At 72.7% G+C, this 12,388-nt stretch carries 9 protein-coding genes; 6 read left to right on the forward strand and 3 right to left on the reverse strand.

Features of this window, described 5'->3' with window-relative positions:
- Nucleotides 1-85 precede the first annotated feature (85 nt).
- Both priA and AB0F70_RS08850 read left to right on the forward strand, forming a co-directional pair.
- The gene (priA, locus tag AB0F70_RS08845) at nt 86-829 is read left to right on the forward strand and encodes a bifunctional 1-(5-phosphoribosyl)-5-((5-phosphoribosylamino)methylideneamino)imidazole-4-carboxamide isomerase/phosphoribosylanthranilate isomerase PriA (protein ID WP_357446315.1); all 744 of its coding nucleotides are present in this window, start codon (nt 86-88) and stop codon (nt 827-829) included.
- On the forward strand, nt 826-1,554 hold the full coding sequence (locus AB0F70_RS08850) for an SseB family protein (protein ID WP_357446318.1): 729 nt from the start codon (nt 826-828) through the stop codon (nt 1,552-1,554). The genes priA and AB0F70_RS08850 overlap by 4 nt, the downstream gene beginning before the upstream one ends.
- A 93-nt stretch (nt 1,555-1,647) precedes the next feature.
- Here AB0F70_RS08850 and AB0F70_RS08855 read toward each other — a convergent pair whose 3' ends face one another.
- Genes AB0F70_RS08855 through AB0F70_RS08865 form a run of 3 tightly spaced genes read right to left on the reverse strand, consistent with a single transcriptional unit; the run spans nt 1,648 to nt 3,319 of the window.
- Nucleotides 1,648-2,391, reverse strand: a complete 744-nt coding sequence (locus AB0F70_RS08855; protein WP_357446321.1) for a serine protease — start codon at nt 2,389-2,391, stop codon at nt 1,648-1,650.
- Nucleotides 2,388-2,942, reverse strand: coding sequence for a hypothetical protein (locus AB0F70_RS08860; RefSeq protein WP_357446324.1), 555 nt, complete (start codon nt 2,940-2,942; stop codon nt 2,388-2,390). The genes AB0F70_RS08855 and AB0F70_RS08860 overlap by 4 nt, the downstream gene beginning before the upstream one ends.
- Nucleotides 2,942-3,319, reverse strand: coding sequence for a DUF1844 domain-containing protein (locus AB0F70_RS08865; RefSeq protein WP_357446327.1), 378 nt, complete (start codon nt 3,317-3,319; stop codon nt 2,942-2,944). The genes AB0F70_RS08860 and AB0F70_RS08865 overlap by 1 nt, the downstream gene beginning before the upstream one ends.
- Before the next feature lie 94 nt (nt 3,320-3,413).
- Between AB0F70_RS08865 and AB0F70_RS08870 the strand changes: the two genes are divergently transcribed.
- The 4 genes from AB0F70_RS08870 (at nt 3,414) to AB0F70_RS08885 (ending at nt 12,233) form a co-directional block, all read left to right on the forward strand.
- Entirely contained in the window at nt 3,414-6,485 is a 3,072-nt protein-coding gene (locus AB0F70_RS08870; protein WP_357446330.1) for a glycoside hydrolase family 38 C-terminal domain-containing protein, read from the forward strand.
- A 212-nt stretch (nt 6,486-6,697) separates the two neighbouring features.
- Nucleotides 6,698-7,996 (forward strand): sugar ABC transporter substrate-binding protein, encoded by a 1,299-nt coding sequence (locus AB0F70_RS08875; RefSeq protein WP_357446333.1) that lies wholly within the window; start codon nt 6,698-6,700, stop codon nt 7,994-7,996.
- A complete protein-coding gene (locus tag AB0F70_RS08880; protein ID WP_357446336.1) occupies nt 7,993-9,042 on the forward strand; it encodes a LacI family DNA-binding transcriptional regulator in 1,050 nt (349 codons plus the stop codon). The genes AB0F70_RS08875 and AB0F70_RS08880 overlap by 4 nt, the downstream gene beginning before the upstream one ends.
- On the forward strand, nt 9,039-12,233 hold the full coding sequence (locus AB0F70_RS08885) for a GH92 family glycosyl hydrolase (RefSeq protein WP_357446339.1): 3,195 nt from the start codon (nt 9,039-9,041) through the stop codon (nt 12,231-12,233). The genes AB0F70_RS08880 and AB0F70_RS08885 overlap by 4 nt, the downstream gene beginning before the upstream one ends.
- Nucleotides 12,234-12,388 lie beyond the last annotated feature (155 nt).

A 12,388-nucleotide genomic window follows, 5' to 3' on the forward strand; every position in this document is an offset into this window, starting at 1 on the left:
TTCCGTCAGGTCGAGCTCGTCGAGACCGGTCTCGACGAGCTCGACCGGCAGCACCCACCCTGGACAGATCAAAACTTGGAGAGACATGACCGACCGCCTCGTGCTCCTGCCCGCCGTCGACGTCGCTGACGGCCAGGCCGTCCGCCTCGTCCAGGGCGAGGCCGGCTCGGAGACCTCCTACGGTGACCCGCTGACGGCGGCCCTGGACTGGCAGTCCGGCGGCGCCGAGTGGGTCCACCTCGTGGACCTGGACGCCGCCTTCGGGCGCGGCTCCAACGCCGAGCTGCTCGCGCGGGTCGTCGGTGAGCTCGACGTGCAGGTCGAGCTGTCGGGCGGAATCCGCGACGACGAGTCGCTGGAGCAGGCCCTCGCCACCGGCGCCCGGCGCGTCAACCTGGGCACTGCCGCGCTCGAGGACCCGGCCTGGACGGCCAAGGTCATCGCCGAGCACGGCGACCGTGTCGCCGTCGGCCTCGACGTGCGCGGCACCACGCTCGCCGCACGCGGCTGGACCAAGGAGGGCGGCGACCTCTGGGAGGTCCTCGGCCGCCTCGACGAGGCAGGCTGCGTCCGCTACGTCGTCACCGACGTCACCAAGGACGGCACGCTGCGCGGCCCCAACCTCGAGCTGCTGTCCGACGTCGCCGCGCGCACCTCCGCGCACGTCGTCGCCTCGGGCGGTATCTCGTCGCTCGACGACCTGACCGCCCTGCGGGCGCTGGGCACGATCGAGGGCGCGGTCGTCGGCAAGGCCCTGTATGCGGGTGCGTTCACCCTGCCCGAGGCGCTCGACGTCGCCGGCCGCCCTGGCGCCGAGGCCGGAGAGTGAAGTCGATCCAGCCGTCCAGCCAGTTCGCGGACGACGACGGCTCGGCCGACGCCGAGCTGACCCAGCTGCTCGACGGCTACACGACGGGGACCACCCCGCTGCGTGACGTCGTCGCGCGGCTGGCCGAGACCCGCGTGCTGGTGCCGGTCCTGGCCGAGCTCGGGGTCGCAGAGCAGAACCCGGACGGGTTGACCGTGGACAAGGAGGCGTCGTCCGGCGTCGTGGCGCTGGAGGCACCGGACGGGCGCCGGGCGCTGCCCGTCTTCACGTCCGTCGCCGCCATGCAGGCCTGGCGGACCGACGCGCGGCCGGTGCCGGTCGAGGCGTCCCGCGCCGCGCTGTCCGCGGTGAACGAGAACTGGGCGCTCATCGTCGTCGACCCCGCCGGGCCGTCGACCGCGCTCGTGCCGCGGCCCGCCGTCTGGGCGCTGGCGCAGGGGCAGGAGTGGCGGCCGGCGCTGGTGCCGCACGAGGACGGGATCGTCGTGGACCCGGAGGTCGCCTCGGAGGTGGCCGTCGCGGCGGCCCCGGTGCAGCACGTGGTGCGAGCGCACGCCGAACCCGGCCGCACGGCAGAGGTCGCGGTGGTGCTCGGCCTCAACCCTGGCCTGGACCGCGCCGGGCTGGACGCGGTGCTGGCCCAGGTCAATGCCCGGCTGGCGGCGTCAGAGGTGATCTCTGCGCGGGTCGACTCGCTGGAGCTGCGAATCGGCGTGGCACGCTAGCTCGGAGGTCCGCCTCCAGCATGCGGTTACGCATGGTTCCGGGCAGAAAAGCATGCGCAACAGCATGCTGGAAGCGGACCTTCCCAGACTTGCTCAGCAGCCCTTCGCCGGCGTGAACGCCGTGTCGTCGGCGAGCATGTCCTGCAGCGTCGACAGGGGCACGAGCAGGCTGTTGTCGTCCGCGGTCTTCGCGTAGACGACGCCGATCACCCGCCCCTTGTCGTCCAGCGCCGCCGACCCCGAGGAGCCGGGCTCGACCTGGGCGTCGGTGAGCAGCACCTCGCCGAGGTTGGCGTTCAGCGGGTCCCGGGTCGCGCCCATGACCTCGCCCTCCGTCACGGTGAGCTCGCCGCCCGCCGGATAGCCCACGACGGTGACGGGGTCGCCGGGCTTCGGGTCGGCCTTGGCCAGCTTCGGGAACGACGGCAGGGGATCGGTCGTCCGGACGACGGCGAGGTCCGCGAGCCCCGCCGTCGAGGTGGCGCCGACCGTGATGTCGTGCCCGTCGTAGGTGCTGACCTCGAGGTCCTTCGAGTCGGAGACCACGTGCTTGTTCGTGATGAGCGTGTGGGCGTCGATCGCGAAGCCCGAGCCCGTCGACAGCTCCTCGCAGCCCACGTTGCGGATGCGGACCGCCATGCGCTCGACGGCGTCGAACCCGTCGGGGCTCAGCGTGCCGCCGCCGGCGGCAGGGGAGAGGCCCACCGGTGACGTCGGCACGATGTCGCTCGGCACCGGCTCCGGCAGGGGCGGCAGCACGCCGCAGCCGGCCAGCGAACCGGTGAGACCGGTGACGAGAAGCGTTCCGACGAGCAGGGCGCGGCCCGCCGGCCTCACGGTCGCAGCTCCTTCTGCAGCGACTCGTTCGCGTTCTCCGCGTCCGCGCACAGCGCGTTGACCTGCTGCTCGTAGCGGCTCAGGTCGGCTGCCTCGTACTGGTCGGCCTCCTTGAGATAGCCGACGAGCTCCTCCTGGCCCGACACGCACTGCCCGAGCGCCGACGCCACGGTGGCAGCGGCCGCGCTGACCTGGGTCTGGTAGTCGAGGTACTGCTGCGAGGCGACGTTCTCGTCACCGAGCTGGGCCTTCTCGTTCGCCAGGTCGGTGATGCGGGACGTTGCGGTGGACAGCTGATCGCGGGCGGCCTGCAGCTCGGTGTTGGCGCCCTCGAGCTGCATCCGCAGCGAGGCCACCTCCTCGGCGTGCTCGTGCGCCTTCTCCTGCCAGTCGGCGGCGTTGCGCTGCCAGCGGACCGTGGTCACCCACAGGTAGGCGCCGACGGCGATCGTGGCGACCAGCAGGATGGCGAGCACACGAGAACCACGGCCACGACGTGGCCCGGGTGCTTGAGCGGGTTCCGGCGCCGCCAGGACGGAAACCTCGGTCATCAGACGACGGAGCCCGTGTACTTCTCGCCAGGTCCCTCGCCCGGGGCGTCCGGGATCACCGAGGCCTCCCGGAACGCGAGCTGGAGGCTGCGCAGCCCGTCCCGCAGCGAGCGGGCGTGCTGGTTGCCGATGTCGGGCGCGCTCGCGACCACCAGCGCGGCGAGCGCGGTGATCAGCTTGCGGGCCTCGTCGAGGTCCTTGAGCTCCTCGGCGTCCTCGCCCTCGGCCAGGCCGCACTTCACGGCGGCGGCGCTCATCAGGTGGACGGCGGCGGTGGTGATGACCTCGACTGCCGCGACCTCGGCGATATCGCGTGTGGCCTGGTCAGTGCCCACCGGAGCCTGGATGCCGGCGGGGGTCTCGTCGCTGGAGCTCATGGGCTCCATCTTTCCATCCCGACAGGGGTGCGGGTGAACATCCAGACTGGGCTAGCCTGCCTGGGTTCAACGGTGACACAGGGGAGGCCCTTCGATGCATGACGACATCACACTGACCACCGGGCGCGCGCAACGCGTGCTGACGGAACGCATCTGGCCGGCGGTCCATGCGACGTCAGTACCGCTCGACGTCGAGCGGCACGCGCTGCCGGGGGAGCCGATCCCCCCGCGAGAGGGTCTGGCCCTCGCCATGGAGCCCTACGAGGTGGGCACACCGTGGGGCCCGGCGTGGGGCACCACCTGGTTCCGGCTGACGGGATCGGTCCCCGCGGAGTGGACCGGCCGGCCCGTCGAGGCGGTGATCGACCTCGGCTTCGACACCAACATGCCGGGCTTCCAGGCCGAGGCGCTGGTCTACCGCCCGGACGGCACCACGGTGAAGTCCATCAACCCGCGCAACCAGTACGTCCCGGTGGCCGACGCCGCGTCCGGCGGCGAGCGGGTAGAGCTGCTCCTGGAGGCGGCGTCGAACCCCGTGCTCCTCGGGCACGACCTGTTCAAGCAGACCCAGGAGGGCGACACCACCACGTCGTCCCCGCGCCCCCTGTACACGACGCGGCGCATGGACCTCGCGATCTTCGAGGCAGAGGTGCACGACCTCGCGCTCGACGTCGAGGTGCTGCTCGAGCTGCAGGCCGAGCTGCCCACCGGCCCGCGCCGCATGCGGATCCTGCAGGCCCTCGACGACGCCCTCGACGTGCTCGACCTGCAGCGCATCCCGCAGACGGCCGCGGCCGCCCGGGCCGCGCTCACGGACGTGCTCGCCAGCCCGGCGGAGCCGAGCGCCCACGAGATCTCGGCGGTCGGCCATGCGCACATCGACTCCGCCTGGCTCTGGCCGGTCCGGGAGACGATCCGCAAGGTCGCGCGGACGACGTCGTCCATGGCGGACCTGATCGACCGGACCGACGACTTCGTGTACGGCATGTCGTCGGCGCAGCAGTACGCGTGGGTCAAGGAGCACCGGCCCGAGGTGTGGACCCGGATCAAGGACGCGGTCGCCAAGGGCCGGTTCCTGCCGCTGGGCGGCATGTGGGTCGAGTCCGACACGGTGATGCCCTCGGGCGAGGCGCTCGTGCGCCAGTTCTCGCAGGGGCAGCGGTTCTTCGAGCGGGAGTTCGGCATCCGCAGCAAGGGTGTGTGGCTGCCCGACTCGTTCGGCTACTCGCCGGCCCTGCCGCAGCTCGTGCGCCGCGCGGGGTTCGACTGGTTCTTCACGCAGAAGATCTCGTGGAACCAGGTCAACGTGTTCCCGCACCACACGTTCTGGTGGGAGGGCATCGACGGCTCCCGCGTGCTGACGCACTTCCCGCCGATGGACACCTACAACTCGCAGCTCTCGGGCGAGGAGCTGGCCAAGGCGACCCACCAGTTCCGCGAGTCGCGGCGCGCCTCGGGCTCGATCGCGCCCGTCGGGTTCGGCGACGGCGGCGGCGGCACCACCCGCGAGATGACGGGCAAGGCCGAGCGGCTGGCCGATCTCGAGGGCAGCGCGAAGGTCCGCTGGGAGCACCCGGACGCCTTCTTCGAGCGCGCTCGCGAGGAGCTCACCGCACACGCGACGAGTGACAGCGCTGTCTGGGTGGGCGAGCTCTATCTTGAGCTGCACCGGGCCACGCTGACCTCGCAGCACAAGACCAAGCAGGGCAACCGCCGCAACGAGCAGCTGCTGGTCGAGGCGGAGGCGTGGGCCGCGACGGCGTCTGCCCGTACCGGCGCGGACTATCCGTACGACGAGCTCGACGCGCTGTGGCAGCAGGTCCTGCTGCTGCAGTTCCACGACATCCTGCCCGGGACGTCGGTCGCGTGGGTGCACCGGGAGGCCATGGCGCAGCACGCAGTGATCACGGAGGGCGCGCAGGCGATCATCGAGCGCTCCCTGCGGGCCCTGGTCGGCGAGGGTGACACGGCCCTGCGGGCCAACCCCGCGGTGTTCGCCCAGGCGGGAGTGCCTGCCCTGGGGGTCGCCCTGGCGGCGGAGCCGACGTCGGCGCCGAGCACCCTGACCGAGCTGCCCGACGGCGGCTATGTGCTGGCGAACGAGCTCGTCCGGGTCACGCTGGACGCCGCCGGCCACGTGACGTCCGCCGTCGACCTGTCCAGCGGTCGCGACGCCGTCGCGCCGGGCCGTGCGGCCAACGTGCTGCAGCTGCACCAGGACTTCCCGAACAAGTGGGACGCCTGGGACGTGGACCGGTTCTACCGCAACTCGGTGACCGACCTGCGCGAGGCCGAGAAGGTCACCGCAACCGTCGAGGACGGCGTCGCCACGGTGACGGTGCGGCGGCAGTTCTCCGCGTCCAGCCTGGAGCAGGTGATCACGCTCGCGCCGGGCAGCCGGACCCTCGAGGTTGCCCTGCGGACCGACTGGCACGAGGCCGAGAAGTTCCTCAAGGTGGCCTTCCCGCTCGACGTGCGGGCCGAGCACGTGGCGGCTGAGACGCAGTTCGGGTTCCACAAGCGGGTCACCCACACCAACACCAGCTGGGAGGCCGCCAAGTTCGAGACCTCCATGCACAAGTGGGTGCTCGCAGAGGAGCCGGGCTTCGGCGTCGGCCTGGTCAACGACTCGATCTACGGCTACGACGTGACCCGCGAGGTCTCCGACGACGGCGTGGCGCCGGCGCCCGGCGTCCCCGCGGTGACCACCACCGTGCGGCTGTCGCTGCTGCGGGCGCCACGGTTCCCGGACCCCGAGACCGACCAGGGCAGCCAGACGCACCGGTACGGCCTGGTGGTGGGCGTGGACACCGCGGCGGCCACCGAGGCGGGCGCGACGTTCGGAGCGCGTCCGCGCGAGCTGCGCGGCGGGACCGGCGTCGAGCCGCTCGTCACGGTGAACAGCGGGGTGGGCGGCGGGGTGACGCTGTCGGCGGTCAAGCTCGCCGACGACCGGTCGGGCGACCTCGTCGTGCGCGTCTACGAGGCGCTGGGTCGGCGCGCGTCCGGCACGGTCACGGTGGCCGCGCCGGTATCCGGTGCGCGCACGGTGAGCCTCATCGAGGACAGCATCGCGGGCGGCGAGGTGGACGTGACGGCGGACGGCGTCGTCGCGCTCGACCTCGCCCCGTTCGAGGTCCGCACGCTCCGATTCGCGCGAGCCTGACAAGATCAGGACAGGCGTCGAGTGCTGGCTGTCTGCGGGATCAGCGGATGCGGACCCACGGACGGCCGGCGCTCGACGGAGTGTGCTGTTGTCTTGACAGCAGGTGGGGCACGCGGCACGCTAACGGCGCTAAAGCGCTTTAGTCGGCGCCGCAGCACCAGAGACACGGCAAGTCCCCAGGGCGCGACGAAGCATTGCTGGAAGGAACTGTCATGAAGATCGGGAGGATCGGGGCCGCGGGAGCGGCCCTGACCGTGCTGGCCGCCCTCGGTGGCTGCACCCTGAGCGGCGGGGGCGAAGCAGGAACCGGGCCTGCCGCCGACAGCGCGGCGGGCGCGGCGGCCGACGTCACCGGCGAGGTCACGCTGCAGACCTGGGCGCTCAAGCCGAACTTCACCCAGTACGTCGAGGGAGTCATCGCCGACTTCGAGAAGACGTACCCCGGCACCACCGTGACCTGGCTCGACCAGCCGGGCGACGGCTACTCGGAGACGCTGCGCTCACAGGCCGCTGCCGGCGAGCTGCCCGACGTCACGAACCTGCCGCCCGACTTCGCGTTCTCGCTGTCGCGCGAGGGCCTCCTCACGGACCTCACGACGGTCGACGACGCGCTCGCGGACACCTACGTGCCCGGCGCGCTGGACGCCTACCGGTACGCGGGCACGGAGGGCACGTTCGGGTACCCGTGGTACCTGACCACCGACCTGAACTACTGGAACGCCGAGATGTTCGAGGCCGCGGGCCTCGACCCGGCGGCGCCGCCCACCAGCCTCGACGAGCTCATCGCCCAGGCGCGCACGATGAAGGAAGTCACCGGCGGCTACCTCATGAGCCGCAAGCCGGGGCTCGGCGACTTCGCGGCAGAGGGTCTCCCGATCCTGTCCGAGGACGGCACGAGGTTCACGTTCAACACCCCGGAGGCTGCCGAGCTGCTCGACGCCTACCGCGACGCGTACGCCGACGGCCTCATGCCCGACGACGTGCTCAGCGACGCCTACCTCGGCAACAGCCAGCTGTTCACCGAGGGCAAGGTGGCCTGGTCGACGGGCGGCGGCAACTTCATCGCCACCGTGCTCGAGAACAACCCGTCGCTCGAGGGCAAGGTCGTCCCGTCGCCGTACATGGGCGCCACCCCGCTGTACGTGCAGGGGCTGTCGGTCTCGAACCAGTCGGCCAACCTGCCGACGGCGGTGGCGCTGGCGCGGTTCGTCACGAACGCCGCCAACCAGGAGGCGTTCGCCAAGGAGGTCCCCGGCGTGTTCCCGTCGACCACCGCGTCGCTGGAGAAGCCGGAGCTCGCCGAGAGCGACGGCACCCCGCAGGGTGCGGCCAAGCAGATCGCGTACACCAGCCTCGGCGCGGCGCGGTTGCTGCAGCCGGTAGAGGTCAGCGAGGCGATGACCACCATCATCAACCAGCAGCTCGCGGCGGCGATAGCGGGGGACAAGACCTCGCAGGAAGCCCTGGACGCAGCGGTCGAAGAGTGCGACAAGCTGCTCGCCGACCAGTGACGTCGTCCGCGGGGCACCCGAGCCGCAGGCCGACCATCGCCGACATCGCAGCGCACGCGGGCGTCTCCCCGACAGCTGTGTCGTTCGCGCTCAACGACCGCCCGGGGGTCAGCGCGCGGACCAGGACCCGCATCCTGGCCGCCGTCGCGGAGCTCGGGTGGCGGCCGAACGTGGCCGCCCGGGCGCTGGGCGGACGGCGGGCCGACACGGTGGGCCTGGTCGTCACGCGGCCCGCGCGGACCCTGGGTGTCGAGCCGTTCTTCGCCCAGCTCGTCTCGGGACTGCAGGCGCGGCTGTCGGCGGACCTCGTGGCGCTGCAGCTGCTGGTGGTGGAGGACGTGTCCGCCGAGCTCGACGTCTACCGGCGCTGGGCGGCCGAGCGGCGAACCGACGGTGTGGTGGTGCTCGACCTCGAACGCGACGACCCGCGCCCCGATGAGCTGGTGCGGATGGGCCTGCCCGCGGTGCTGCTCAGCGGCGACGGCACGCCGGGCCCCGTGCCCGCCGTCTTCGCAGACGACCACGCCGCCATGACCTCGCTCGCCGAGCACCTGGCCGCGCTGGGGCACGTGCACGTCGGTCACGTGGGCGGCGTCCCTGCGTACGTACACTCCGCGCGGCGGGCCACCGCCCTGCACGACGCCGGGGCGCGCCTCGGCCTCGACATCACGACAGTGCCGGCGGACTTCTCACAGGACGAGGCCGCGGCAGCAACCAGGGCCCTGCTGGCCCGCGACGAAAGGCCTACCGCAATCGTCTACGACTCCGACGTCGCCGCACTCGCGGGCGTCACCGTGCTGGCCGAGGCAGGGCTCGACCTGCCCGGCGACATCTCCGTGGCATCCTTCGACGACTCCGAGCTGGTGCGCCTCGCGCACCCGCCGCTCACCGCCATGACCAGGGACACCTTCGAGCTCGGTGAGCTCGTGGCAGGCACCGTGCTGTCGCTGGTCCGGGGCGAGCCGGTGCCCGACGTCGTCGGCGCTCCAACCCCCGTGCTGACCGTGCGCGGCAGCACGGGCCGCGTCCCGGGGGTGGCGGCATGACCGGGCCAGCACACGTCCCGGCGGGTCGGCCCGGAGTCGGCCTCACGAGCGAGCACGCACGGCGGATCGGGCACGGCGGCGCGGGCCGCACGGTGGTCCTCGACGGGCTGGACGTCCCGCTCGGGGCCGGTACGGAGCTGCGCTACACGCTCCTGCCGGTGCTCGACCAGGAGCTCACCTACCGCTCGACCTACGTGGCGGTCGACCTGCTGCTCGACGACGGGACGTGGCTCCTGGAGACCGGGCCCGGAGGCGAGCTGCGCGACCAGCACGGCATGCCCGCGACCGCCGTCGGGCAGGGGGAAGCGCGCATCCTGGTACCCGACCACTGGAACGCGGTACGGGTGGACCTGGACCGCGTGGCCGAGCTGCTGCCCGGCCGCCGCGTGCGGGCCGCCGCCGTCGTGACGGCGGCGCCGGACGGCGGCGACACCGAGGTGTGGCTGGACGCCGTCACGGTCGGGCCGCGCCCGCAGCGCGTCGTGGCCGGCCGCACCGACCTCGTCGACACCCGGCGCGGCACCCACTCCTCGGGTGCCTACTCGCGCGGGAACAACGTGCCGGCGGCGGCCGTGCCGAACGGCTTCACGATGTGGGTGCCGCTCACCGACGCGTCGACCGAACGCTGGCTCTACTCGTGGGCCGCGCACAACGGCCCGGACAACCGGCCGCGCCTGCAGGGGATCGGCATCTCGCACGAGCCCAGCCCGTGGATGGGGGACCGCGACCAGCTCGCGTTCCACCTGGTCGCCGCGCAGCCGGGTGAGGAGGGCACGCCCGACGCCGGCCTGGAGTCCCGCGCGCTCGGCTTCTCGCACGACACCGAGACGGCCCGCCCGCACCGCTACGGCGTCGACCTGGACGACGGCTCCCGCATCGACGTCGCGGCCTCGGACCACGGCGGCGTGCTGCGGTTCACGTTCCCGCCCGGCGCCACCACCGGCCACCTGATCGTCGACGCCGTCAGCGACGCCGGAGCGGACGGCCCGCCCGTCGCCGTCACCGTGCACGACGACGGCACGCTCACCGGCTGGAGCGACCACGGCAGCGCGCTCTCGGTGGGCCGCAGCCGCATGTACGTGGTGGGCCAGGTCTCCCGGCCCGTCCTGCGCACGGGCCGGGCACGGGGCCGGGAGCACGCGACCTACGCGACGGTGGCGCTCGACCCGGCGGCAGGGCCCGGCGACCAGGCCGACCGCACGGTAGAGGTGCGCGTGGCGACGTCGTACATCAGCGAGGACCTCGCCTGGCGCGCCCTGGACCGCGAGGTGAGCGGCTCCTTCGACGACGTGGCCGAGTGCGCGCGCACGCAGTGGGAGGGGCGCCTCGGCGTGCTCGACGTCGAGGGCGCCACCGAGGAGCAGCAGGTGACGCTCTACTCGAACCTCTACCGCCTCAACCTGTACCCGTCGTCGTACACGGAGTTCGGCACCGACGGCGAGCTCGTGCACGCGTCGCCCGTGCTCGACGGCGCGCCCGTCGTGCCCGGCGAGATGTTCGTCAACCACGGGTTCTGGGACACCTACCGCACCTGCTGGCCCGCGTACGCGCTGCTCTACCCGGACGTCGCCGCGCGGCTCGCCGACGGGTTCGTGCAGCAGTACCGCGAGGGCGGCTGGGTCGCGCGGTGGTCGTCGCCGGGCTACGCGGACCTGATGACCGGCACGTCGTCCGACGTCGCCTTCGCCGACCTGTACCTGCGCGACGTACCCCTGCCAGACCCGCTCGCCACCTACGACGCCGGCCTGCGCAACGCGACGGCGCTGCCCACCCGGTCCGGCGTGGGCCGTAAGGGCCAGGACTTTGCGCTCGCCCACGGCTGGGTGCCGCGCGACGTCGACGAGTCCGTGTCCTGGAGCCTCGAGGGCTACATCAACGACGCGGGCCTGGCGCGGATGGCGGAGGCGCTCGCGGACGCGCCGGGCACCCCCGACGACCGCCGGCGCGCACTGCGCGACGAGGCCGCCTACCTGCGGCAGAGCTCGCTCGGGTACGTACACCTCTTCGACGCCTGGACGGGGTTCTTCCGGGGACGGGACCGGGGCGGTTCGTTCGGCTCGGGTTCGTTCGACCCGGACGAGTGGGGCGGCGACTACACCGAGTCCGACGCGTGGAACTTCCTGTTCCACCCGGTGCACGACGGCGCCGGCCTGGCCGCCCTGCACGGCGGCCGCGCGGGTCTGGAGCGGCTGCTGGAGCGGTTCTTCGCCACGCCGGAGCGGGCGGACAAGCCCGGCACCTACGGGTCCGTGATCCACGAGATGGTCGAGGCGCGCGACGTGCGGATGGGCCAGTTCGGCCAGTCCAACCAGGTGTCCCACCACATCGCCTACGCGTGGCTGTTCGCGGGACGGCCCGACCGCACGCAGGAGACGGTGCGCGAGATCCTGGCCCGGCTGTGGACCGGCAACGAGATCGGGCAGGGCTACCACGGCGACGAGGACAACGGCGAGATGTCGGCCTGGTACGTCCTCTCCGCCCTGGGGCTGTACCCCCTGGAGATCGGGTCCTCGCGCTGGGCGGTCGGCTCACCGCTCTTCGAGCGCGCGGTGGTGCACCGGCCCGACGGCGACCTCGTGGTCGAGGCGCCAGGCGCGGCCGACCGCTGGTACGTGGCGGGTCTCGAGCTGTCCGACGTCGCTGGCGCGGCCCGGGCGGTCGAGGCGCCGTCGGTGGAGCACGGCGACCTGACCGGGGGAGCGTCCCTCCGGTTCGCGATGTCCGATGGGCCGACGAGCTGGGGGGTGCCGGTGTCGGCCGGGGCGGGCGGCTCCGATGTGGTGGTCGCCCGGCCGTGGCAGCGGGCCGACGGCGGCTGGCAGGGCACCGACGGGTCCCTGCCGCGGCTGACGGACGGCGACCTGACGACGACTGCAGAGGTGACGGGCGTGCTCGAGTGGCGCCCGTCCGGCTCGGTCCCGGAGGGTGCGCTGCTTCGCGCGTACACGCTGACGGCGTCGGCTTCGGTGTCGTCGGTCTCAGTGGCGAGGTCAGGGGACGCGCAGCCGCCGTCGGCGTGGCGACTGGTCGCGGACGACGGCCGCGTGCTGGACGAGCGGTCCGGCGAGCAGTGGCGCTGGCCCGGTCAGCTGCGGCCGTTCGTGCTGGCCGAGCCCATACCGCTGACCGGTCTCCGGCTGGAGCTCGGCGAGAGCGGCGCACTTGCCCAGGTCGAGCTGCTCGTCGACTGAGCCGAGGCGCTGCGGGGTGTGCTGGGAGAACAGGTACCCCGCGGAGTGTGTTGCTGAGAGTAGACATCGTCCACTCTCAGCAACACACCCGCCCCGCATGGTCTTTCCCGGCGGCCTGCGCGGTTCCGGTATGTGAGATCTGGCCATAGATCGTT

It is taken from the genome of Promicromonospora sp. NPDC023805, assembly GCF_040639635.1.
Classification (GTDB): domain Bacteria; phylum Actinomycetota; class Actinomycetes; order Actinomycetales; family Cellulomonadaceae; genus Promicromonospora.